The organism is Pseudomonas putida S13.1.2 (genome assembly GCF_000498395.2).
Classification (GTDB): Bacteria; Pseudomonadota; Gammaproteobacteria; order Pseudomonadales; family Pseudomonadaceae; genus Aquipseudomonas; species Aquipseudomonas putida_Q.
In genome coordinates, this window is record NZ_CP010979.1 from 6373859 (window position 1) to 6397008 (window position 23150).

Annotated in this window: 16 protein-coding genes, 2 tRNA genes and 3 rRNA genes; 17 read left to right on the forward strand and 4 right to left on the reverse strand. The window is 59.4% G+C overall.

What is annotated here, in order from left to right; genetic code table 11:
* Positions 1 to 116: 116 nt before the first annotated feature.
* The 7 genes from N805_RS28185 (at position 117) to N805_RS28210 (ending at position 5045) form a co-directional block, all read left to right on the forward strand.
* Positions 117 to 812 (forward strand): M949_RS01915 family surface polysaccharide biosynthesis protein, encoded by a 696-nt coding sequence (locus N805_RS28185; RefSeq protein ID WP_019473329.1) that lies wholly within the window; start codon positions 117 to 119, stop codon positions 810 to 812.
* A gap of 63 nt (positions 813 to 875) precedes the next feature.
* Positions 876 to 1205: a hypothetical protein gene (locus N805_RS28190; RefSeq protein ID WP_019473330.1), complete on the forward strand. Its 330-nt coding sequence runs from the start codon at positions 876 to 878 to the stop codon at positions 1203 to 1205.
* A gap of 67 nt (positions 1206 to 1272) precedes the next feature.
* A complete protein-coding gene (locus tag N805_RS30845) occupies positions 1273 to 1434 on the forward strand; it encodes a hypothetical protein (RefSeq protein WP_003254864.1) in 162 nt (53 codons plus the stop codon).
* A 134-nt stretch (positions 1435 to 1568) separates the two neighbouring features.
* Positions 1569 to 1685, forward strand: coding sequence for a cytochrome c oxidase subunit CcoM (ccoM, locus tag N805_RS31185; RefSeq protein WP_003254862.1), 117 nt, complete (start codon positions 1569 to 1571; stop codon positions 1683 to 1685).
* A gap of 299 nt (positions 1686 to 1984) precedes the next feature.
* Entirely contained in the window at positions 1985 to 3973 is a 1989-nt protein-coding gene (locus N805_RS28200) for an FUSC family protein (RefSeq protein ID WP_019473331.1), read from the forward strand.
* The gene (locus tag N805_RS28205) at positions 3960 to 4166 is read left to right on the forward strand and encodes a DUF1656 domain-containing protein (protein WP_019473332.1); all 207 of its coding nucleotides are present in this window, start codon (positions 3960 to 3962) and stop codon (positions 4164 to 4166) included. The genes N805_RS28200 and N805_RS28205 overlap by 14 nt, the downstream gene beginning before the upstream one ends.
* A 12-nt stretch (positions 4167 to 4178) precedes the next feature.
* Positions 4179 to 5045, forward strand: a complete 867-nt coding sequence (locus N805_RS28210) for an HlyD family secretion protein (RefSeq protein ID WP_019473333.1) — start codon at positions 4179 to 4181, stop codon at positions 5043 to 5045.
* A gap of 126 nt (positions 5046 to 5171) precedes the next feature.
* Here the strand turns inward: N805_RS28210 and N805_RS28215 are convergent, their stop codons facing one another.
* Positions 5172 to 5930 (reverse strand): SDR family NAD(P)-dependent oxidoreductase, encoded by a 759-nt coding sequence (locus tag N805_RS28215; protein ID WP_019473334.1) that lies wholly within the window; start codon positions 5928 to 5930, stop codon positions 5172 to 5174.
* Positions 5931 to 6040: 110 nt separating this feature from the next.
* On the opposite strand from N805_RS28215, the gene N805_RS28220 reads away from it, so the two are divergent.
* Both N805_RS28220 and N805_RS28225 read left to right on the forward strand, forming a co-directional pair.
* The gene (locus tag N805_RS28220; RefSeq protein ID WP_019473335.1) at positions 6041 to 6958 is read left to right on the forward strand and encodes a LysR family transcriptional regulator; all 918 of its coding nucleotides are present in this window, start codon (positions 6041 to 6043) and stop codon (positions 6956 to 6958) included.
* Between the two features lie 159 nt (positions 6959 to 7117).
* Positions 7118 to 7441, forward strand: a complete 324-nt coding sequence (locus tag N805_RS28225; protein ID WP_019473336.1) for a DUF2025 family protein — start codon at positions 7118 to 7120, stop codon at positions 7439 to 7441.
* Between the two features lie 100 nt (positions 7442 to 7541).
* Here N805_RS28225 and N805_RS28230 read toward each other — a convergent pair whose 3' ends face one another.
* Together N805_RS28230 and N805_RS28235 are read right to left on the reverse strand one after the other, a co-directional pair.
* A complete protein-coding gene (locus N805_RS28230; RefSeq protein ID WP_019473337.1) occupies positions 7542 to 10127 on the reverse strand; it encodes an EAL domain-containing protein in 2586 nt (861 codons plus the stop codon).
* A gap of 50 nt (positions 10128 to 10177) precedes the next feature.
* Complete coding sequence (locus N805_RS28235) at positions 10178 to 11251, reverse strand: diguanylate cyclase (RefSeq protein WP_026034657.1); 1074 nt, start codon at positions 11249 to 11251, stop codon at positions 10178 to 10180.
* Positions 11252 to 11381: 130 nt separating this feature from the next.
* On the opposite strand from N805_RS28235, the gene N805_RS28240 reads away from it, so the two are divergent.
* Entirely contained in the window at positions 11382 to 12473 is a 1092-nt protein-coding gene (locus N805_RS28240) for an MBL fold metallo-hydrolase (protein WP_026034658.1), read from the forward strand.
* Positions 12474 to 12476: 3 nt separating this feature from the next.
* Here the strand turns inward: N805_RS28240 and N805_RS28245 are convergent, their stop codons facing one another.
* Entirely contained in the window at positions 12477 to 13373 is an 897-nt protein-coding gene (locus N805_RS28245; protein ID WP_019473340.1) for a formate/nitrite transporter family protein, read from the reverse strand.
* 457 nt (positions 13374 to 13830) lie between these two features.
* On the opposite strand from N805_RS28245, the gene N805_RS28250 reads away from it, so the two are divergent.
* From N805_RS28250 to N805_RS28280, 7 genes are all read left to right on the forward strand, one after another.
* Positions 13831 to 15367: ribosomal RNA gene (locus N805_RS28250) — 16S ribosomal RNA — on the forward strand.
* An 85-nt stretch (positions 15368 to 15452) separates the two neighbouring features.
* Positions 15453 to 15529, forward strand: a tRNA-Ile gene (locus N805_RS28255).
* A 23-nt stretch (positions 15530 to 15552) separates the two neighbouring features.
* Positions 15553 to 15628 (forward strand) — tRNA-Ala (locus N805_RS28260).
* A 244-nt stretch (positions 15629 to 15872) separates the two neighbouring features.
* Positions 15873 to 18765: ribosomal RNA gene (locus N805_RS28265) — 23S ribosomal RNA — on the forward strand.
* Between the two features lie 134 nt (positions 18766 to 18899).
* Positions 18900 to 19015, forward strand: a 5S ribosomal RNA gene (gene rrf, locus N805_RS28270).
* Together the 16S, 23S and 5S rRNA genes with 2 tRNA genes alongside form the textbook arrangement of a ribosomal RNA operon.
* A 390-nt stretch (positions 19016 to 19405) precedes the next feature.
* Positions 19406 to 21049, forward strand: a complete 1644-nt coding sequence (locus tag N805_RS28275; protein ID WP_028614088.1) for an acetolactate synthase large subunit — start codon at positions 19406 to 19408, stop codon at positions 21047 to 21049.
* 145 nt (positions 21050 to 21194) lie between these two features.
* Positions 21195 to 23129 (forward strand): flavin monoamine oxidase family protein, encoded by a 1935-nt coding sequence (locus tag N805_RS28280; RefSeq protein WP_026034553.1) that lies wholly within the window; start codon positions 21195 to 21197, stop codon positions 23127 to 23129.
* The last annotated feature ends 21 nt before the right edge of the window (positions 23130 to 23150 follow it).

The window sequence follows — 23150 nt, forward strand, 5'->3', positions numbered from 1 at the left end:
GGCCGGTCAGACCAAAGTGCGAACGCACCGAAAGGTGCCGAACGACAACAGGAAGTAAGTCAGTCTAGCCGTTTCATCGCTTCGCACCGTGCAGCTGACGAGGGCCCCGGATCAACATGTCTGCCAAGCACCGCTGGATCAGCGCTTCCATGGCCATGGGCAGCCTGCTGCTGCTGACCGCCTGCGAGCAGAAAAACTTCGAGGCCTTGCCCGCCATCCCGATGGAGCAGCTTGAGGTACTGGGCGTGCAGACGCCGATCAAGAGCGTGCACTTTCGTGACCGCGACGGTGAAGGCCTGTTGGTATTGAGCCGCAGCGATGGCCAGGCCAGCGACCCTGAAAGCGAACAGGAAGTGGACAAGGTGGTGCTCAAGGCCACCTTGTACGGGCGCACTGCCGAAAGCGATGCATTCAAGGCACGCTGGCAGATCGAGCAGGAAACCACCTGCCCGGGGCTGGACCTGGACGTGGACTTCTATACCGACGTCAGTGATGTCAGCGACCTGAACAAGGACGGTGTCGCCGAGGTTACGGTGGCCAGCCATGCCTTCTGTGGCGGCGGCATCGACCCGCACGATATCGCTATCGAGATGCGCGAAGGGCAGGCCAGCTACACCATCACCGGCCAGTCGCTGATCAGCCCGGCGGGTGAGGAGCCGATCGGCGGTGACCGGGATGACAGTGCCTCACTCAAAGCCGCGCCGCAGGTGCTGCGCGACCACATGGATGCGGTCTGGCAGCAGGTTTACAAGCGGCCCTGGAGCGAAGCCAGCCCGCCAAGCGACGATGACCCTGACGACGAAGCCGAGTAATTGTTGTCCATGACATCAAGGTAGACCCGCGCCTGCCGATACAGGGGGCATAGGAGAACGTCCATGCTGCCGCCAATCATCCCGCTCAGCGCCGCCCCGGTGACCTCGCAACTGGACCCGGTCAAGCCGACCCCCGACATCAAGCCGGTGGTGCCGGCGCAGCCTGCGTCCAGCGAAAGTGGCATCGACCTCAAGCACCAGCGCGACCCGCAGGAGCAGGTGCTGTTGCTGCGCGAGGAGCAGCGTCGCCAGCAGCAACGTCGCAAGCAGGGCGAGCAGGATCGCTACAGTGCCGTGCCAGGTGACGAGGTCAACGCTGACAACACCGTGCCGGTCGCCCCGTTGATGGGCGAGCACGTACGCCAGGGTCTGCTGGTGGACATCGAAGTCTGACGCGGGGCTGGTCAGCGCCTGCGCCTGGCTTCATCATGCAAGCCTCAGTTGATCGTCGAGCCCGCCCATGAGCCAAGACAACCTCATCGATTTTGATGCCGAACGCGCCAAGCGCGTCCACGACCTCAAGGAAAAGCGCCTGAACGAAATGCGCAACGCGTTCGAGCAGGCCCTGCCGTTGAGCACCAGCAAGAAAAAGAAGCCCAAGGGCAAACCGAAGAAGCGCTGAAACTTGACGCAGGTCAACCCTGCAACCGCCTCGCGTGCCCGGCCCCGGGCACCATTGACCCTGATCAATTTTCTCCCCCCTCACATTGGTTAACGTTCACCCATCGGACAACGGCAGACGAATGGGAGGCCAGCATGTTCTTCGACAACGTGGTTATCGCTGGTGTGGTAACGGTCGGGTTGATGGTGGCTTTCTTTGCCGGTCTGGGCATTTTCATCTGGAAGGACTCGAACAAGCGCAAGCCGCGCTGACCTTTCAGGTACACGAGCACGCAAGGCATTTAGGGCGACTTCGGTCGCCCATTTTTTTGCCTGGGATTTAAGTGTTGCCTGTGCCGGCTCTTTCGCAGCACAAGGCTGCTCCTACAGGTTGATCGCGATGCCTGACTCCATGGGATCTCTGTAGGAGCAGCCTTGTGCTGCGAAAGGGCCGCCACAGGCTTACCGATGTTCCAATAAAGATGATTAGCTAGCTAATTAATCGTTTCCGCATTATCCTTCTCTCTATTGTCTATCTTTTCAGTACGACCATCCCCCGCAAGGTCCGCCTAGTGCCCATCACCCTTCAGGCCCTGTTCGCCCCCACCAGCCTCGCCCTCAAGTTCGCCATCAAGACCTTGCTCGGTGGCGGCCTGGCGTTGTGGCTGGCGATGCGCTGGGGCCTGGAACAGCCGTCCTGGGCACTGATGACCGCCTTCATCGTCGCCCAGCCACTGTCAGGGATGGTGGTGCAGAAAGGCCTGGCACGGCTGGCCGGTACCTTGGTCGGCACGGTCATGTCAGTGGTGTTCATCGGCCTGTTTGCCCAGACCCCTGGCTTGTTCCTCATTACCTTGGCGCTATGGCTGGCGCTGTGCACTGCTGCCTCGACCCAACTGCGTAGCGCCTGGGCCTATGCCTTTGTATTGGCTGGCTACACCGCGGCGATTATTGCCTTGCCGGCCATCGATCACCCGTTGCAGGTGTTCGACCAGGCCGTGGCGCGCTGTACCGAGATCTGCCTGGGCATTTGTTGCGCCACCGCCACCAGTGCCTTGCTCTGGCCAATGCGGGTGGAGCAGCAATTGGGCGGGCAGGCCCGGCAGGCCTGGCAGAACGGCCTGCAGGCTGCCAGTGCCATGCTGGGCGGCGAGGATGAGGCGCGCAAAGGCTTGCTGGAGAGCCTGGGGCGTATCGTTGCCATCGACAGCCAGCGTGAACATGCCTGGTTCGAGGGCAACCGCGGGCGCCAGCGTGCCCGCGCCATTCGTGGTCTGAGCCAGAAGCTGATGGTGCTGTTGCGCATCTCGCGCTCGGTGCGCCGGCAGTGGCGGCAACTCGATGAGCGTGAGGCAGCACACTTGGCACACTGGCTGGAAGAGGTTCGCGCGCTTCTGGCCAAACCCGACCAGCCCAGCCTGTTGCTGCTGCGCCAGCGCATCTGGGATGCCGCCCATGATGAGCAGATCAGTTCGACGGAGCACTACTGCCTGGCGCGCATGGCCTTGCTACTGGATTACGCCATGGCCGCCAGCCTGGCGCTGGAGGATGTGGAGGCGGGCAGGGCGCCCAAGGATGTGTCCCAAGGCTTGGCCGTGCACCGCGACTGGTCGCTGGCCTTGCTGTTCGGCTCACGCAGCGCACTGGCCTTTCTGGTGATGAGCGGCTTCTGGCTGGCGACAGCGTGGCCTTCGGCGCCGGGTGGCCTGGTGTTGACTTGCGTGGTCTGCAGCCTGTTCGCCAGCCGCGAGAACGGCGCGCAGATTGGCCTGAGCTTTCTGCGTGGGATCTTTCTGGCGATACCTGCGGCATTTCTGGTCGGGCAGATCCTGCTGCCGCAATGGAGCAGCTTCGCCATGCTTTGCCTGGGCATGGGCGTGCCGCTGTTTCTCGGCGCATTGGGCATGGCCCACCCACGCACCGGGGCCACCGCCACTTCCTATTGCCTGCACTTCATTGTGCTGGTGTCCCCGCTCAACGCCATGCAGTTTGGTGTGGCGACCATGCTCAACAGTGCACTGGCGATGCTGGTGGGGGTGTCGGCAGCGGTGATGGCCTTCCGTTTACTGGTGTTCCGCCACCCAGCCTGGCTGGGCCGGCGTCTGCGGGCAGCCACCCAGAGCGACCTGGTGCGCCTGACCCGGCGTGACCTGCGCGGTGCCGACAGCTGGTTTGGCGGGCGCATGGCCGACCGCCTGATGCAACTGGCGCGGCATGCTGGTGAGCTGCCCGAAAGCGAGCGCAAGCGCTGGGATGACGGCCTGCATGGGCTGGATATCGGCGATGAACTGGTGCACCTGCGCATGTGCCTGGCGGTCGCCCAAGCCCCCTTGGGGCGGGCCGAGCGCGAGTACTTGCAGCAGGTAGAAGCGGTACTGGCCAAAGGGCCGGCCGGCGGGCGCGGGCAGCGCCTGGACGCCGCCAGTGAACAGTTCATTGCCGCCTTGCGTCGGCTGCCTGCGAGTGACCCGCTGCGGCTGGCCGAAGGTGCGGTGCTGCAATTGCAGAAAAGCTGGGGCAAATGGTGCCGTTGGCAGGAGGAAGCCCATGGGGTTGCGTGAATGGGAAGTGGGCGGCGTGCTGCTCAGCCCGTTTCTGCTTTATGTGTTGCTGGCACTGGTGCTCACCGGCGTGCTGCGCCTGGTGGTGCAGGCGACGCCGTTGGGGCGCTGGATCTGGCATGAAGCGTTGTTCGACGCAGCGCTGTTCGTTTGTGTGTTGTTCCTGGTGGTGAGGCTGCTGGGAGCTTTATAAAGGAGTGTTTCGATGCGTGCGGCCGTACGTACCCTGGTAACGCTGTGTGTGGTGGCTCTGGCCGTGTGGGCCGGCTACCAGCTGTGGCAGTACTACATGCTTACGCCCTGGACCCGCGACGCCCGTGTGCGCGCCGATGTGGTGGTGATCGCCCCTGACGTTTCCGGCTGGGTACGTGAGCTGAAGGCCCGCGATAACCAGCAGGTCAAGGCGGGCGACCTGCTGATGAGCATCGACCGCGAGCGCTTCCAGGCGGCCTTCGACCAGGCCAGCGCGGTAACAGAGACCCGCGCCCAGCAACTGCGCTTGCGCGAGCGCGAGGCAGCCCGGCGTACCGCCCTGGGGCCAGAGGCGATCAGTGCCGAGCTGCGTGAAAACGCCCAGATCAATGCCGCTATCGCCCGCGGCGAACTGCATGAAGCTGAAGCGCAGTTGCAGGTGGCCAAGATCAACCTGGCGCGCAGTGAAGTGCGCGCACCGCGCAGCGGGCATATCACCAACCTGCGTCTGGCGCAGGGCAACTATGTGAACACCGGGCAATCGGTAATGGCCCTGGTGGATGATTCGACCTTTTATATCCAGGCCTATTTCGAGGAAACCAAGCTGCCGCGTATTCGTGTGGGGGACACAGTGAAAGTCTGGCTGATGGGCGCCGGCGAACCGATGCAAGGGCATGTGGAAAGCATCAGCCGCGGCATCACCGACCGCAACAGTAACCCCGACAGCCAGTTGCTGCCGGAGGTGGAGCCAACCTTCAACTGGGTGCGGCTGGCCCAACGCATACCGGTAAGGATTCGCCTGGACCAGGTACCGGAAGGGGTGACCCTGAGTGCAGGCATGACCGCGAGCGTGCAGGTGCATGAGCACCGCGATCAATAGTGGAGGCCCTGGGAGGCTGCTTTGCAGCCCATCGCGACACAAGGCCGCTCCTACACGTGATCGAGTACTCCTGTGGGAGCGGCCTTGTGTCGCGATGGGCCGCACAGCGGCCCCAAACTCTCGGATTCAGAGGAACATGCCGCCCGACACTTCCAACCGTTGCCCGGTAATCCAGCCATTGCCGTCTTCCAGCAGCAGCGCAATCGCTGCCCCGATATCATCCGGCAAGCCCACGCGGCCCAGCGCCGTATTGCCGGCAATGTATTCATTCACCTGCTGGTTATCCCGCACCACGCCGCCGCCAAAATCGGTCTCGATCGCCCCCGGCGCCAGAATGTTCACGCGAATGCCACGTGCGCCCAGTTCCTTGGCCTGGTAGCGGGTCAGCACCTCCATTGCGCCCTTCATCGCGGCATAGGCGGCATACCCCGGCAGCGCAAAGCGCGCCAGGCCGGTGGAAATGTTGACGATGCGGCCATTGTCGACCAACAGCGGCAGCAGGCGCTGAGTAAGGAAGAACGGCCCTTTGAGCTGAATATTCAGTAACTGGTCAAACTGCGCCTCGCTGGTTTCTGTGTACGGCACGTTCAGGCCGATCCCGGCATTGTTCACCAGAAAGTCAAAACGCTCGCGGCCAAAGTGCTGCTGCAGCGTGCTGCCCAGGCGCTCGGTGAAGCTGGCAAAACTGCTGCTGTCGCTGACGTCCAGTTGCAGCATGGCTGCCTTGACTCCGGCCTGTTCCAGTCGGGCAACTACGGCTTGGGCTTCGTCCGCCTTGCGGTGGTAGGTGCCAACCACATCGATACCGCGTGCGGCCAGGTTTTCGGCAGCATTACGGCCAAGGCCGCGGCTGGCGCCAGTGATCAGGGCAATTTTGCGGGTCATGGTGAATACCTCAGGGTGGGTGGATGAGGGCAGGTTATTGGTCGGCGCGAGGCTGTTAAATCCTGTAAAAATGGAAATACTGTTCGCCAGAACCGGATAGTCGAGGCCGAATGAACAAGCTTGAGTTGTTGCGCACCTTCGTGCGGGTCAGTGAGGTCAGCAGTTTCACCCTGGCTGCCGAGAGCCTGAGGTTGCCACGCTCGACTGTGTCAGAGCAGGTGAAGGCGCTGGAACGCTTGCTGGGTACGCAGTTGTTCAACCGTACGACCCGCCGGGTACAGGCGACCCAGGATGGCGCCTTGCTGTACGAGCGTAGCAAGGACCTGCTGTCAGGCATGGACGAGATCGAGAGCCTGTTCAGCGCCGACGATGCCGAGCTGGCAGGGCGCCTGCGCATAGACCTGCCGACCATGATGGCCCGGCGGGTCATCATCCCGGCGTTGCCGCAGTTTTTGCAGCGCTTTCCGCGGCTGGAGGTGGAGCTTAGTAGCACTGACCGCCAGGTCGATCTGCTGCGCGAAGGGTTTGACTGTGTGATGCGCATAGGAGCCCTGCATGACCTGGATGTGGTGGCGCGGCCGGTCGGGCAACTGAGCATGCGCAACTGTGCCAGCCCCGCCTACCTGGCCCGCTACGGCGTGCCGCAGACGCCGCAGGAGCTGGCCGGGCACCAGCTGGTGCACTACGTGCGTACCCTGGGTGGGCGCAGCGCCGGGTTCGAATACCTGCAAGGTGGTGAGCTGCATTACCAGGCCATGGCCGGTGTGGTCACGGTCAACAACGCCGAGGCCTACTCGGCGGCCTGCCTGGCCGGGCTGGGGTTGATCCAGGTACCGGCGGTGGGTGTGGCCGAGCATCTGCAGCGAGGCGAGCTGGTTTCGCTACTGGAAGACTGGCAGGCCCCGGCCATGCCGGTGTCACTGCTGTATGCCCGGCAACGGCACGTGCCGCGCCGGGTTCAGGCGTTCATGCAGTGGCTGGCGGCGGTGCTGGCGTCGCAGGTCGACCCAGCGCCAAGTGAACGCTGAACAGGGTGCCGGGCGAAGGTACAGACGTGCGGGGCAAGCACCAAAACCCGTGGCGAACGGCCTGGCACTTGCGTTAGGCTCCAGTTTGCGAGTTGCCCGGTAGAGGCGACCGATCCCCGCCAGGCGTGCGTATCTTTCGATTCATTGCGAGGTTACGTCATGGCCATCACTTCCCAGGACATTTGCAACGCCGCCGACCAGCTCAAGGGCTTTGTCGGTTTTCATGGCAAGCGCGGCGTTCATATTGTGCGTTTTTCCGAGGACTCGTTCGGCATGGACGTGGCCGACGACAGCATTACCCCCTGCAACGAGTTTGTCTGGCGCCCCGAACAAGGGCAGCGCATGGCGCTGTGCCGTGAGCGGCTGGCACTGCTGCTGGAGCAGCATGTGGATGACCGCCTGAACATTGCTGAGCCACTGCGCGCCTACCTGCGCCGCCGGGATCTGCCAGAGATCGTGGCCGAACGCAGCATGCAGCAATAAACCCGGCCCTTGTAGGAGCAGCCTTGTGCTGCGAAGAGGCCGGTGAAGCCACCATCAACTGTGCAGCTTGTACCGGCCTCTTCGCAGCACAAGGCTGCTCCTACAAAGGCTGTGCAGTGCTTTGAGAGGGGTGCTGCAGCAGCGCCGCCAGCCCTGCACTGTCCAGTGGCCGGCTCAGGTAAAAGCCCTGCACTTCGTGGCAGTGGTCCTTTTCCAGCGCGCTGAGCTGCTGTTCGCTCTCCACGCCTTCGGCCGTCACCGTCAACCCCATCGCCTCACCCAGGCTGATGATGGCCTGGACCACGGCGCGATCGCTGCCGCCGTTGCTGTTCAGGCCACTGATGAAGCGCTTGTCGATCTTGATGCTGTCGAACGGGTAGGTGCGCAGGTAGCCCAGCGATGAGTAGCCGGTGCCAAAATCGTCCATGTTCAGGCGCACCCCCAGCTCCTTGAGCGACAGCATGGTGCCCAGCGCGCCCTCGATGTCGTTGAGCATCACGTTTTCGGTAATTTCCAGCTCCAGGCGCTGGGCCGGGAAGCTGGTGTCCAGAAGGATCTCACGCACGTCGGCGACCACATCGCTACGCAGGAACTGCGCAGGCGACAGGTTCACCGAAACCAGAATGTCGGCGGGCCAGTCGTGGGCAGTGCGGCAGGCTTCGCGCAGCACCCAGCGGCCCAGCGCGACGATGATGTCGCTCTGCTCGGCCAGCGGGATGAAGGTATCCGGCCCCAGCAACCCTTCCTGTGGGTGCTGCCAGCGCAGCAAGGCTTCGACCGCGACGATGCGCAGGTCGCTGAGGCGGTAGCGTGGCTGGTAGTGCAGCACGAACTCCTGGTTGCGCAATGCCCGGCGCAAGTCGTTTTCCAACTGGCGGCGATACTGGATCTGCTGGTTCATTTCGGCGGCAAAATAGCGCCAGGTATTCTTGCCATCGGCCTTGGCCTGGTACAGGGCGATGTCGGCGCAGCGGATCAGTTCGCCGGCATCGAAACCTTGGGTGCGGGTCTGTGCGACACCGATACTGACCCCGACGTGCAGCGGTTGGCTGTCAAAGCTGATGGGTTGCTGCAGCAGGCCGATCAGGCGTGCGCAGAAGCGGTCGACTTCGCTGCGGTTATCCATGCCGCTGAGGACCACAATGAACTCGTCGCCGCCCAGGCGTGCGACCAGGTCGCCATCGCGGGTAGTGTCGCGCAGGCGCGTCGCCACTTCCTGCAGCACGGCATCCCCGGCGGCATGGCCGAGGGAGTCGTTGATCGGCTTGAAGTTGTCCAGATCCAGCAACAGCAAGGTCAGTGGCGGTGATTCATTGCCGCGCAGCAGGGCCTGCTCCAGGTGCCTGGCGAGCTTGTTGCGGTTGGCCAGGCCCGTGAGCGGGTCGTGCAGCGACAGGTGCTGGATGCGGGCGTGGGCGTCGACTTCGTCGGTGATGTCACTGGCGGTGCCACGAAAACCGATGGGTGTGTCGTCATGCCAGATGGCGCGGGCCGAAATCCTGCAGTAGCGGTTCTGCCCATTCTGGTCGCGGTAAGTACAGCGCAGGTTGGCCAGATGCTGAGGGTCCGCGTTGGCGAGGGCGTCCAGCCAGGGCGAGAGCGGCGTGGTATCGCAGGCCAGCAACTGGTTGAGCGGGTGGCCCAGCCAGTCGTCCAGCGGGTAGCCGGTGACGTTGGCAAAGCGCTGCGACAGGTACGTAAGGCGTTGTTGCCGGTCGGTTTCCCAGATCCAGTCAGATGCCGACTCGGCCACTGCGCGAAAGCGCTGTTCACTGGCCTCCAGCGCTTGGTTGCTCTGCTGCAGGTGCGAAAGCGTGAGGCCGATTGCCCGCGAGCTGCGCAGGGTGAGGCGGAACAGGTAGAGCATGATCAGGCCAAGTATCAGCAGTGCGCCCAACAGGGCTGGCATTACCGCCCACAACAGTTGGTGCCCAGGCAGCGGGCTGCTCCAGGACAAGTGATAGCCGGTGTCGCCCAGCTCGATACGCAGGTGGTCATGCTGCTGCATGTCTTCCTTTTCCACGTGCATGCCGGCCAGGCCTGCACCCTTGCCCAGCTGCGCCAGTTTTTCTTCGGTAAGCTGGTCAACGAACAGCATCACCGGCGCCTGGCTTACCTCGCTGTCGGTGACATCGCGGTCCGGGCGTATGGCTGCGGCACTGAGTATGGCTGGCCAGCCATTGAACAATACGAAGCGGGTGATCTGCTCGCGGGGAATGGCTGCCGCACGGGCCTGGTCGATGATTGGCTGGAGCGTTGCGTCTATATAGGTGTTGGCGCCTGCCTGGCTGGGCTGGCCTTTGAACAGGGCGTAGGTGGTGCGGTCGTTTTCCACCACGAACACCCCTTCGTAGCCGCTGGCGCTGTACAGCGACTCGCCTATGTTCTTTTCCTCGTAGGCCCATTGCCAGTCGGCGTGCCCCGCCAAGTGCTCGAAGGCCGCGTCCCATACGGCATAGCTGGACAGAAACCGGCGTGAGGCCAGCAGCCGTTGTTCCAGCGCCTGGGTCGCATGGAAGGCGCTACGCTCGCGCTCCTGCTGGTCGAGCGTGGTCGCGATATTGAACAAGGCGCCGAGGATGACCAGGCAGGCCAGCCCGAACACTGTGCTGAAACCAGCAATCAGGTGGCGTACCTGAAAACGCGGCGTCGGGCTTGCGGGTGGAAGGTTGGCGGTCCTGGCCATGCGCGAGCGGCTCCTTCAAGCAGCCCCCACCGGGCAATCAGGCAGGAGGTTCAATCAGGATAGGCCAGCCTGAGCGTCGCAGCCTCGCCGCGGGCAAAATTGACTTGGTCTCGGCCTGCGTGCTTGGCGGTGTAAAGCGCCTTGTCCGCCTGGTCCAGCCAGTGTTCCGGGGACTCAAGGCCTGCCTCGAACGCTGACAGGCCGATGCTGAGGCTGATGCGCAGGTGCGGCAACTGCGGGTTACGGTAGTTGGCGACCCGTTCGCGCAGGCGCTCCATGACGTGACAGGCCTGAGCTTCGCTGGTGGCCGGCAGGATCACGCAGAACTCGTCGCCGCCGTACCGTCCGGCCTGGTCGCCTTCGCGCAGGTTGCGCCGTAGCTCGGCACTGAGCTGGCGCAGTACACAATCGCCGACCACGTGGCCGAAGGTGTCGTTGATGGTCTTGAAATGGTCGATGTCGATCAGGGCAATGACCGCGTCCCCCTGTTGCAGCCTGCAGGCCTGGAACTTCAGCAGCAGCAGGTCTTTCCAGGCGCCATGGTTGAGCAGCCCGGTCAGGCTGTCGGTGAGGCTCAGCGCGCTCAGCCGGCGCTTGTGGTCGGCCAGCTTGATCGCCAGCTGGTAGCACACCCAGCCCAGGGCCAGCGGGTACAACGTCAGCATTGGCAGGCAGGCATAAACTTGCAGGGGTGTGGCGTTCAGCTGCAGGCCGGCGCCGAGCACCAGAACGGCGACAAGCATGCCGGCCAGCTGGGCCAGTGCCCCGCGCACGACCAGCCGCTTGCCGCCGGCAGCGACGTTATTCATGGTCATCATCGACAGCACGGTCACGCTGGGCAGCGGGTTAAAGTGCATGGCGGCGGTCCAGAACCCGCCCATCAGTGAATCGAGCAGCAAATTGCGCTGTTCCGCCTGGTAAGGGGTTGCCGAGCGGGTAGCCCAACAGTAGGCCACGTGCGGCCACAGCAGCCCGTTGAACAGCAGCAGCCCCCATAACCAGGCAGGCGGCGTCAGCGGAGCCATGCCGGCCATGACGCTGAGCAGACCGATGCCCATGCCGATAACGCGCGGCAGGTAGATGCGCTTGACGAATGAAAGGCCTTTGCCGCTGCGATTGTCCATCATGGTCATTGTTCTTCTGCCGGGGTACCGTTTATCGCATAACGCATGTGAATATTGTTGAACACTGTTTGATCGGCGAAAAATGACCTTACAAGCCAATTCACGGTTGATCCGATCACTGTGGGGTAGCATGAAGGCTCTTCTGTTGCTTGGAGTGTTGCTGATGGTTCCTTTGGCCAACCACGCCGGCGAGCCGGCACCACAGCGGGACGGGCGTTTTCACAACCAGGTAATACAGCAGCAGGATGGCGTGCTGAAAAAACTGCGCATCGGGCTCAAGTACCTGTTCCTGCCCAAACCGCCACAAACCCGGCCAGCCTCGCCGATCAGCCTCCAGCCCATGACCCGCCAGCAGGTGCTCGATGCCCCGGACCACAGCTTGTGGCGCCTGGGCCATTCCACGGTATTGCTGAAGTTGCGCGGGCGTTTCTTCATTACCGACCCGGTGTTCGCCGAGCGCGCCTCCCCTGTACAGTGGGCCGGCCCGTTGCGCTTCCATGCACCGCCGCTGGCGCTGGACCAGTTGCCGCCGCTGGCTGCGGTGGTGCTGTCGCATGATCACTTCGACCACCTCGACGAGCAGGCGATTCGCCAGTTGGCGCCGCACACCGGGGTGTTTCTGGCGCCACTGGGCGTGGGCGAGCTGCTGATGAGCTGGGGTGTGGCCCCGGCGAAAGTCCGGCAACTGGACTGGTGGCAAGAAAGCGTCGTGGAAGGCGTGCGCTTCGTCGCTACCCCGGCGCAGCACTTTTCCGGGCGCGGGCTGCTGGACAGTAATCGAACGTTATGGGCGTCGTGGGTGATCATCGATGATGATGTGCGGGTGTTCTTCAGTGGCGATACCGGTTACTTCGACGGATTCAAACAGATTGGCCAGCGTTTCGGGCCGTTCGACCTGACCATGATTGAAACCGGCGCCTACAACGTGGCCTGGCCCGATGTGCACATGCAGCCAGAGCAGAGCCTGCAGGCCCACGTGGATTTGCGCGGGCGCTGGATGCTGCCGATTCACAACGGCACTTTCGACCTGTCCACCCACAGCTGGCAGGAGCCCTTCGAACGCATACTGACACTGGCCAACCAGGCTCAGGTGCGCTTGAGCACCCCGCAGATGGGCGAGCGGGTCAGCCTTGACTCACCACATCCCGGGCAGAACTGGTGGCAGCCGCGGCCCTTGCGTCAGCGGGGCCAGGCGAACGAGCGCACAATGGCGGCACGCTGAGCTTCAACTTTTGTCGTCCCTGCTGCGCGAGGGCCGGTCCTGGTCGTCTTTCAATAATTGCGAGGGTGGCTTGCCGCTGTCACTGCGTACCTGGGCATGGCTGATCAGGCCGAAGATAAAGCTGCCGCCAATGATGTTGCCCGCCAGGGTCGGCAAGGCGAACTCCAGCCAGAAGCTGCGCCAGGTCTCATCGCCGGCCCAGACCAGATAAGACACTTCGACCGAGCCCACTACTATATGGGTAAAGTCGCCAAGCGCCATCAGGTAGGTGATCATCAGGATGATCCAGATCTTGGCGTGCTCCATGGACGGAATCATCCAGACCATGGTGGCGATCATCCAGCCCGAGACGATGCCCTTGGCAAACATCTGGCTGATGTCGTTCTTCATGACCTTGCGGCCGATCTCCAGGAAGGCCACATCGGTCTTGCTGTCAAAGATCGGCAGCTCCAGCATGACCCAGGCCACCAGCAGGGTACCGGCCAGATTGCCGAGCAATACCACGCCCCACAAGCGCAACAGGCGACCGAAGTTGGCCAGGGTAGGGGCGGTCATGACCGGCAGCACGGCGGTGAGGGTGTTCTCGGTAAACAGTTGCTGGCGTGCCAGGATAACGGCAAGAAAGCCTGCGCTGTAGCCGATGCTGGCAACCACCTGGGCACTGTCACCGTCCGGCAGGCGGGCGTAGAACAGCCCCATGGCCATCAGCGACAACCCCATGGACAAGCCGGCGGCCAGTGCCGACCACCACAGCGCGGCGAGCGTGCGCTCCAGCTCCTGGTCGCCCTGGTAGCGAATGATCTCGTGCAGCACTGCCGCCCGCGGCGGCTGGTTGTGGCTGACTTCCTGCTCTTCATCTGCAGACAGGCCCGGGGTTTTCTCGCTTTGCGCATCGCTCATGGCCGCTACGCTCCGTGTGGGTGTTTCATTACAGATCCGCTGCGCTTTCATTAGTTGCCAGGCGGCAGTGAAACACCTTGGGAAAGTTTTTTAGATCAAGGTGTTGACTCTAATTTCAAAGCGCGTATTATTCGCCTCCTCGCAGCGACAAACGCTTCGGGGCAAGCGGTAAGTGTTTGAAGTTGTTAGCTTTCGAAAGAAAGCGGTTGTAAAAAACTTCAAAATAAACGCTTGACAGCAAATGAGGAAAGCGTAGAATGCGCGCCTCGGTTGAGACGAAAAGCTCTTAACCAAACGCTCTTTAACAAATCGAATCAAGCAATTCGTGTGGGTGCTTGTGAGTACGGACTGATAGTCAAAAAGATTATCAGCATCACAAGTGACCATGCGAGAAATCACATAGTCATTTGAGATTGCTGAGCCAAGTTTAGGGTTTCTTAAAAACCCAAGCAGTATTGAACTGAAGAGTTTGATCATGGCTCAGATTGAACGCTGGCGGCAGGCCTAACACATGCAAGTCGAGCGGATGAGAAGAGCTTGCTCTTCGATTCAGCGGCGGACGGGTGAGTAATGCCTAGGAATCTGCCTGGTAGTGGGGGACAACGTTTCGAAAGGAACGCTAATACCGCATACGTCCTACGGGAGAAAGCAGGGGACCTTCGGGCCTTGCGCTATCAGATGAGCCTAGGTCGGATTAGCTAGTTGGTGAGGTAATGGCTCACCAAGGCGACGATCCGTAACTGGTCTGAGAGGATGATCAGTCACACTGGAACTGAGACACGGTCCAGACTCCTACGGGAGGCAGCAGTGGGGAATATTGGACAATGGGCGAAAGCCTGATCCAGCCATGCCGCGTGTGTGAAGAAGGTCTTCGGATTGTAAAGCACTTTAAGTTGGGAGGAAGGGCATTAACCTAATACGTTAGTGTTTTGACGTTACCGACAGAATAAGCACCGGCTAACTCTGTGCCAGCAGCCGCGGTAATACAGAGGGTGCAAGCGTTAATCGGAATTACTGGGCGTAAAGCGCGCGTAGGTGGTTTGTTAAGTTGGATGTGAAAGCCCCGGGCTCAACCTGGGAACTGCATCCAAAACTGGCAAGCTAGAGTACGGTAGAGGGTGGTGGAATTTCCTGTGTAGCGGTGAAATGCGTAGATATAGGAAGGAACACCAGTGGCGAAGGCGACCACCTGGACTGATACTGACACTGAGGTGCGAAAGCGTGGGGAGCAAACAGGATTAGATACCCTGGTAGTCCACGCCGTAAACGATGTCAACTAGCCGTTGGAATCCTTGAGATTTTAGTGGCGCAGCTAACGCATTAAGTTGACCGCCTGGGGAGTACGGCCGCAAGGTTAAAACTCAAATGAATTGACGGGGGCCCGCACAAGCGGTGGAGCATGTGGTTTAATTCGAAGCAACGCGAAGAACCTTACCAGGCCTTGACATGCAGAGAACTTTCCAGAGATGGATTGGTGCCTTCGGGAGCTCTGACACAGGTGCTGCATGGCTGTCGTCAGCTCGTGTCGTGAGATGTTGGGTTAAGTCCCGTAACGAGCGCAACCCTTGTCCTTAGTTACCAGCACGTAATGGTGGGCACTCTAAGGAGACTGCCGGTGACAAACCGGAGGAAGGTGGGGATGACGTCAAGTCATCATGGCCCTTACGGCCTGGGCTACACACGTGCTACAATGGTCGGTACAGAGGGTTGCCAAGCCGCGAGGTGGAGCTAATCTCACAAAACCGATCGTAGTCCGGATCGCAGTCTGCAACTCGACTGCGTGAAGTCGGAATCGCTAGTAATCGCGAATCAGAATGTCGCGGTGAATACGTTCCCGGGCCTTGTACACACCGCCCGTCACACCATGGGAGTGGGTTGCACCAGAAGTAGCTAGTCTAACCTTCGGGAGGACGGTTACCACGGTGTGATTCATGACTGGGGTGAAGTCGTAACAAGGTAGCCGTAGGGGAACCTGCGGCTGGATCACCTCCTTAATCGACGACATCAGCCTGCTGATGAGCTCCCACACGAATTGCTTGATTCATTGTAAAAGACGATGCTGTAACGCGACCCTGTTATAGGTCTGTAGCTCAGTTGGTTAGAGCGCACCCCTGATAAGGGTGAGGTCGGCAGTTCAAATCTGCCCAGACCTACCATTACATGGTGCAGCCTAGAATACGGGGCCATAGCTCAGCTGGGAGAGCGCCTGCCTTGCACGCAGGAGGTCAGCGGTTCGATCCCGCTTGGCTCCACCACTTTCGCCGTACGCAGTCACTTGTCAGAACTTAGAAATGAACATTCGTTGATGAATGTTGATTTCTGACTTTTGTCAGATCGTTCTTTAAAAATTCGGATATGTGATAGAAATAGACTGAACACCAGTTTCACTGCTGGTGGATCAGGCTAAGGTAAAATTTGTGAGTTCTGCTCGAAAGAGCAACGTGCGAATTTTCGGCGAATGTCGTCTTCACAGTATAACCAGATTGCTTGGGGTTATATGGTCAAGTGAAGAAGCGCATACGGTGGATGCCTTGGCAGTCAGAGGCGATGAAAGACGTGGTAGCCTGCGAAAAGCTTTGGGGAGTCGGCAAACAGACTGTGATCCAGAGATCTCTGAATGGGGGAACCCAGCCAGCATAAGCTGGTTATCTTGTACTGAATACATAGGTGCAAGAGGCGAACCAGGGGAACTGAAACATCTAAGTACCCTGAGGAAAAGAAATCAACCGAGATTCCCTTAGTAGTGGCGAGCGAACGGGGACCAGCCCTTAAGTTGGTTTGAGATTAGTGGAACGCTCTGGAAAGTGCGGCCATAGTGGGTGATAGCCCCGTACACGAAAATCTCTTATCAATGAAATCGAGTAGGACGGAGCACGAGAAACTTTGTCTGAATATGGGGGGACCATCCTCCAAGGCTAAATACTACTGACTGACCGATAGTGAACTAGTACCGTGAGGGAAAGGCGAAAAGAACCCCGGAGAGGGGAGTGAAATAGATCCTGAAACCGTATGCGTACAAGCAGTGGGAGCCTACTTTGTTAGGTGACTGCGTACCTTTTGTATAATGGGTCAGCGACTTATATTCAGTGGCGAGCTTAACCGAATAGGGGAGGCGTAGCGAAAGCGAGTCTTAATAGGGCGTTTAGTCGCTGGGTATAGACCCGAAACCGGGCGATCTATCCATGGGCAGGTTGAAGGTTAGGTAACACTGACTGGAGGACCGAACCGACTACCGTTGAAAAGTTAGCGGATGACCTGTGGATCGGAGTGAAAGGCTAATCAAGCTCGGAGATAGCTGGTTCTCCTCGAAAGCTATTTAGGTAGCGCCTCATGTATCACTGTAGGGGGTAGAGCACTGTTTCGGCTAGGGGGTCATCCCGACTTACCAAACCGATGCAAACTCCGAATACCTACAAGTGCCGAGCATGGGAGACACACGGCGGGTGCTAACGTCCGTCGTGAAAAGGGAAACAACCCAGACCGTCAGCTAAGGTCCCAAAGTCATGGTTAAGTGGGAAACGATGTGGGAAGGCTTAGACAGCTAGGAGGTTGGCTTAGAAGCAGCCACCCTTTAAAGAAAGCGTAATAGCTCACTAGTCGAGTCGGCCTGCGCGGAAGATGTAACGGGGCTCAAACCATGCACCGAAGCTACGGGTATCATCTTATGATGATGCGGTAGAGGAGCGTTCTGTAAGCCTGTGAAGGTGAGTTGAGAAGCTTGCTGGAGGTATCAGAAGTGCGAATGCTGACATGAGTAACGACAATGCGAGTGAAAAACTCGCACGCCGAAAGACCAAGGTTTCCTGCGCAACGTTAATCGACGCAGGGTTAGTCGGTCCCTAAGGCGAGGCTGAAAAGCGTAGTCGATGGAAAACAGGTTAATATTCCTGTACTTCCAGTTATTGCGATGGAGGGACGGAGAAGGTTAGGCCAGCCTGGCGTTGGTTGTCCAGGTTTAAGGTGGTAGGCTGGAATCTTAGGCAAATCCGGGATTTCAAGGCCGAGAGCTGATGACGAGTTGCCCTTAGGCGACGAAGTGGTTGATACCATGCTTCCAAGAAAAGCTCCTAAGCTTCAGATAACTGGGAACCGTACCCCAAACCGACACAGGTGGTTAGGTAGAGAATACCAAGGCGCTTGAGAGAACTCGGGTGAAGGAACTAGGCAAAATGGCACCGTAACTTCGGGAGAAGGTGCGCCGGCGAGGGTCAAGGACTTGCTCCGTAAGCCCATGCCGGTCGAAGATACCAGGCCGCTGCGACTGTTTATTAAAAACACAGCACTCTGCAAACACGAAAGTGGACGTATAGGGTGTGACGCCTGCCCGGTGCCGGAAGGTTAATTGATGGGGTTAGCGCAAGCGAAGCTCTTGATCGAAGCCCCGGTAAACGGCGGCCGTAACTATAACGGTCCTAAGGTAGCGAAATTCCTTGTCGGGTAAGTTCCGACCTGCACGAATGGCGTAACGATGGCGGCGCTGTCTCCACCCGAGACTCAGTGAAATTGAAATCGCTGTGAAGATGCAGTGTATCCGCGGCTAGACGGAAAGACCCCGTGAACCTTTACTATAGCTTTGCACTGGACTTTGAATTTGCTTGTGTAGGATAGGTGGGAGGCTTTGAAGTGGGGACGCCAGTTCTCATGGAGCCATCCTTGAAATACCACCCTGGCAACTTTGAGGTTCTAACTCAGGTCCGTTATCCGGATCGAGGACAGTGTATGGTGGGTAGTTTGACTGGGGCGGTCTCCTCCCAAAGAGTAACGGAGGAGTACGAAGGTGCGCTCAGACCGGTCGGAAATCGGTCGTAGAGTATAAAGGCAAAAGCGCGCTTGACTGCGAGACACACACGTCGAGCAGGTACGAAAGTAGGTCTTAGTGATCCGGTGGTTCTGTATGGAAGGGCCATCGCTCAACGGATAAAAGGTACTCCGGGGATAACAGGCTGATACCGCCCAAGAGTTCATATCGACGGCGGTGTTTGGCACCTCGATGTCGGCTCATCACATCCTGGGGCTGAAGCCGGTCCCAAGGGTATGGCTGTTCGCCATTTAAAGTGGTACGCGAGCTGGGTTTAGAACGTCGTGAGACAGTTCGGTCCCTATCTGCCGTGGACGTTTGAGATTTGAGAGGGGCTGCTCCTAGTACGAGAGGACCGGAGTGGACGAACCTCTGGTGTTCCGGTTGTCACGCCAGTGGCATTGCCGGGTAGCTATGTTCGGAAGAGATAACCGCTGAAAGCATCTAAGCGGGAAACTTGCCTCAAGATGAGATCTCACTGGGACCTTGAATCCCCTAAAGGGCCGTCGAAGACTACGACGTTGATAGGTTGGGTGTGTAAGCGCTGTGAGGCGTTGAGCTAACCAATACTAATTGCCCGTGAGGCTTGACCATATAACACCCAAGCAATTTGCTGACGCAGATTGCGGTGGTGAAGATGACACGAACCGAAAGTTCGCAACAAACCACAAATATCGCATATCCGGATTCGCTGGGCTGTCCATCTGGACATTCTGGCTACAGAATTTCTTGACGACCATAGAGCATTGGAACCACCTGATCCCATCCCGAACTCAGTAGTGAAACGATGCATCGCCGATGGTAGTGTGGGGTTTCCCCATGTGAGAGTAGGTCATCGTCAAGATTCATTTCGCAAAACCCCTATCTGCGCATGCAGGTAGGGGTTTTGTCTTTGTGGGCAAAAAATCCGGCCCAGCTTGAATCCCTGTGGGAGCGGGCTTGCCCCGCGAACACGGGCGAAGCCCGTGCCATCCACCGCGCAGCCTGCTTCGCGGGCACGCCCGCTCCCACAGTGATCGAGCGCCCTTTCAAAGTCTGAGCAAGACTGTTGCTACTACAACGGGGCCTGCGCAGCTCTGCGACAATATTGCAGTCACATTAACGTGACTTTCCCACGCCCACCCTACGTCAAGACTTTGATTCAGGGCATTCCTGCCTCTGGACCGAGCGATGCCAGCGCACCGTGCTGCGCATCCGGACTTCCACCGTCCCATCACTTGAGGTAGCAAGCAAGATGGCCAAGGCCGCCGATGTCGTTGTGCAATGCCTGGAAAACGAAGGTGTCGAGTATGTGTTCGGCATTCCTGGTGAGGAAAACCTCGACCTGCTCGAATCCCTGCGCAAGTCGAAGATCAAGCTGGTACTGACCCGCCACGAGCAGTCTGCAGGTTTCATGGCTGCCACCTACGGCCGACTGACCGGCAAGACCGGCGTCAGCCTGTCCACCCTCGGCCCTGGTGCCACCAACCTGGTAACCGCCAGCGCCTACGCCTACCTGGGCGGCATGCCGATGATGATGATCACCGGGCAGAAGCCGATCAAGAAGTCCAAGCAGGGCCGCTTCCAGATCATTGACGTGTGCGGCATGATGGACCCCATCACCAAGTACACCCACCAGTTCGCCTCGGCCGACAACATCCCGGCCCGCATGCGCGAAGCCTTCCGCCTGGCTGAAGAAGAAAAGCCGGGTGCGGTACACCTGGAACTGCCGGAAGACATCGCCGCCGAGCAGACCGACGCCCTGCCGATCCCGCGTAGCCTGCACCGCCGCCCGCTGGCCGAACACGTCGCCATCGAAGCTGCCGTCGAGAAATTGCAGAACGCGCGCAACCCGATCCTGGTGATCGGCGCCGGCGCCAACCGCAAGATGACCGCCAAGGTCCTCAAGCAGCTGATCGACAAGACCGGTATCCCGTTCATCACCACCCAGATGGGTAAAGGTGTGGTCGACGAGCGCCACCCGCGCTTCCTGGGTAACGCTGCGCTGTCGTCGGGTGACTTCGTTCACCGCGCCGTAGAAGCCGCCGACCTGATCATCAACATCGGCCACGACGTGATCGAGAAGCCGCCGTTCTTCATGGTCCGTGGTGGCACCGAAGTCATTCACATCAACTTCCGCTCTGCCGAAGTCGATGCTGTTTACTTCCCGCAGGTTGAAGTGATCGGCGACATCGCCAACGCCGTGTGGCAGATCGGCGAAGCCTTGACCGAGACCTCACACTGGGACTTCACCCGCCTGATGGCCATCCGTGAAGCCAACGAAGCTCAAATCGCCGAAGGCGCTGACGACAACCGCTTCCCGGTCTACCCGCAGCGCATGGTTGCCGACATCCGTCGCGTTCTGCCGTCCGAAGGCATCGTTGCCCTGGACAACGGCATCTACAAGATCTGGTTCGCCCGTAACTACAAGGCGCACAAGCCGAACACCGTGTTGCTGGACAACGCCCTGGCCACCATGGGCGCCGGCCTGCCATCGGCCATGGCGGCGCATCTGGTGCACCCGGACCGCCCGGTGATCTCGGTGTGCGGCGACGGCGGCTTCATGATGAACAGCCAGGAGCTGGAAACCGCAGTACGCCTGGGCATGCACATCACCGTGGTGATCCTGCGTGACGATGGCTACGGCATGATCCGCTGGAAGCAGGCCAACATGGGCTTCACCGATTTCGGCCTGGACTACGGCAACCCTGACTTCGTCAAATACGCCGAAGCCTACGGTGCCAACGGTCATCGCGTGGAAAGCGCCGAAGGCCTGCTGCCACTGCTGGAACACTGCATCAAGACCCCAGGCGTGCACGTGATCGACTGCCCGGTCGATTACAGCGAGAACGACCGCATCCTCAACAGCGAGTTGCGTGAGCGCGCGCTGGCGGTGTAAGCACCGAGGACTGTATCGCTGGCAAGCCGGCCCCTTCAGGTATCTCACGATCCTGTGGGTGCCGGCGGGTGGTGCATAACAACCCCCTCACGCATCTAGCAATTGCTCATGCTCAGGTTCTTCAACTCATGGAGAACACGAGAGCATGACAATTGGTTCTACACATAACCACCCCGCCGATCTGACCATCGACCCATCACTGCCGATGCAGCCGTGGGCCGCGCGTTTCCCTAACCCCCCAGATCTCTGCTTTGACTACCGCCGCCTGATCGAACAAGAGGGAGGCGTTGCACGGGCCACACAGCCCGAACACCGCATTTGTATTATCGGTGCCGGCGTTACCGGGTTGACTGCGGCCCGGGAATTATTGCGCTGTGGCTTTAGCCGTATCACCTTGATCGAGCAGTCCCGGCGTGTAGGCGGGCGACACCTGACAGTCGTGAACAGCCCTGCAAGCCACAAGCAACCTGTCACTCCTTTTGAAATGGGGGCCATGCGCATGCCTTTCTTCAATAGGACAGGAGAATCACCTACAGATGGCCGCTCGCTTATGGCGTATTACGCCAAGCTATTTGAGCTGCGGATTTCTGATTTCCCCAATCCAGGTACACCTTGGGTGAATGCCACGGGTATTTATCTTCGCGAAGGGCAAATGCAAGGTGAGGGTGACCCGGTGCTGTTGGTCTGGCGTAATCCGTCAGGGGAAACACCACCACCGTCGGCTGTCTTGCAGCAGGTCTACGAGAAATGGCGCAGTTTTGCTGAGCGGTTTGCTGAACACGTTTCCACTGTTTATGGCACGCCAAGCTGGGAGTCGACATGGCGGGACATCGTCGAACGCTATCACCGCTTGTCATTCAGGGATTTGGTGCATTTGCCCGCCCTCATTGCCTGGGATCCTGAAAACCCTGGTGACTTTGGCGGTTTGGGCATGAGCAGTGACGAGTCAGCGATTTTCTATGCAATCGGTATTGGCGACGGCAGTTGGGGAGCATTTTATGATGTTTGCTGCCTGTACCCGCTACGTACGGCAATCTTTGGCTTCAGCAGTCATTTGCAGCTGGTGCATGGCCGTGTGGATTCAGCAGGTGTGCCTTACGCTGCTCCGCATCTTGAAGCCAACAATGTTCCTGATAGCAGGGGATTGCCGTTTCAAGGACCCGCCTATCTCGGACTTGCGGCCATGGACGAAAGCCTTTTGTACCTGGACGCCGGCGTGGGAGGGATCTCGCTTTACGACCATCTGCTGGCAAGAGATGACGGGCTGCTGACAGATACGTCCGTGTGCGCGGTGCAGAAGCTGGAAAATGGCCGTGTCAGGGTCGGATATCGTTGGCAATGCAGTGATCCGATACACGAGACCACCGAGTACCAAGACTTTGACAGCGTGATCATAACCACGCCGTCATGGCTGATCGAAACCAACATCCGCCTCAGCGGCTTCACCCGCCAGATGTTGCCTCAGTCGATTATCGATGCCTGGAAGCATGCCCACTGGGAGACCAGTTGCAAGGTCTATGCGCCGCTGAAGAAAAGCTTTCTCGACCGCAAGCCGATGCCGCAAATCCTGATTACCGATAGCTTTGTGCACGATGTCTATGCCTATCGATACAACGACAGCTACCCAGATGACTGCATTCTCCTTAGTTATACCTGGGAGGATGATGCAACGAAATTGGCAGCCTTCTCTGATGAGGAGTTAGCGACCAAGTGCCTGAAGGAGCTCGATCGGATCCTTCTGCGGTGCACCAATGTGGGTGAGGCTATATCGCCCTACATCGATACTCGAAACATTCGCATACAGCGTTGGAGCACAGACCGAAATGCGCTCGGGTGTGCAAAATTGTATAGGGCAGGTACCTACTTTGATGCGGTAAACCTGATGAAATACAACCGTGATCTGAGCGCGAGCTCAGGGTTGTATCTGGCTGGAGAGTCCTTCTCAGTTGACGCCGGGTGGACAGAGCCGTGTTTGCGCACGGCAATTGATACGGTCATCAACCTCTGCAACAACACTTCAGCGCAATTCAATGGTGGCTTTACCCTTGAGCACTACCCACATTATCAGGTTGGGAAATAGCGGCGTACGGGGCATTTTGTA

Excerpts from the sequence above, each read along its gene's own strand:
- N805_RS28210 (WP_019473333.1), top strand. The coding sequence starts at position 4,179 with ATGCGTGCGGCCGTACGTACCCTGGTAACGCTGTGTGTGGTGGCTCTG.
- N805_RS28235 (WP_026034657.1), bottom strand. The coding sequence starts at position 11,251 with ATGGACAATCGCAGCGGCAAAGGCCTTTCATTCGTCAAGCGCATCTAC.
- N805_RS28190 (WP_019473330.1), top strand. The coding sequence starts at position 876 with ATGCTGCCGCCAATCATCCCGCTCAGCGCCGCCCCGGTGACCTCGCAA.
- N805_RS28185 (WP_019473329.1), top strand. The coding sequence starts at position 117 with ATGTCTGCCAAGCACCGCTGGATCAGCGCTTCCATGGCCATGGGCAGC.
- N805_RS28215 (WP_019473334.1), bottom strand. The coding sequence starts at position 5,930 with ATGACCCGCAAAATTGCCCTGATCACTGGCGCCAGCCGCGGCCTTGGC.
- N805_RS28280 (WP_026034553.1), top strand. The coding sequence starts at position 21,195 with ATGACAATTGGTTCTACACATAACCACCCCGCCGATCTGACCATCGAC.
- ccoM (WP_003254862.1), top strand. The coding sequence starts at position 1,569 with ATGTTCTTCGACAACGTGGTTATCGCTGGTGTGGTAACGGTCGGGTTG.
- N805_RS28205 (WP_019473332.1), top strand. The coding sequence starts at position 3,960 with ATGGGGTTGCGTGAATGGGAAGTGGGCGGCGTGCTGCTCAGCCCGTTT.
- N805_RS28245 (WP_019473340.1), bottom strand. The coding sequence starts at position 13,373 with ATGAGCGATGCGCAAAGCGAGAAAACCCCGGGCCTGTCTGCAGATGAA.
- N805_RS30845 (WP_003254864.1), top strand. The coding sequence starts at position 1,273 with ATGAGCCAAGACAACCTCATCGATTTTGATGCCGAACGCGCCAAGCGC.
- N805_RS28220 (WP_019473335.1), top strand. The coding sequence starts at position 6,041 with ATGAACAAGCTTGAGTTGTTGCGCACCTTCGTGCGGGTCAGTGAGGTC.
- N805_RS28275 (WP_028614088.1), top strand. The coding sequence starts at position 19,406 with ATGGCCAAGGCCGCCGATGTCGTTGTGCAATGCCTGGAAAACGAAGGT.
- N805_RS28240 (WP_026034658.1), top strand. The coding sequence starts at position 11,382 with ATGAAGGCTCTTCTGTTGCTTGGAGTGTTGCTGATGGTTCCTTTGGCC.
- N805_RS28230 (WP_019473337.1), bottom strand. The coding sequence starts at position 10,127 with ATGGCCAGGACCGCCAACCTTCCACCCGCAAGCCCGACGCCGCGTTTT.
- N805_RS28225 (WP_019473336.1), top strand. The coding sequence starts at position 7,118 with ATGGCCATCACTTCCCAGGACATTTGCAACGCCGCCGACCAGCTCAAG.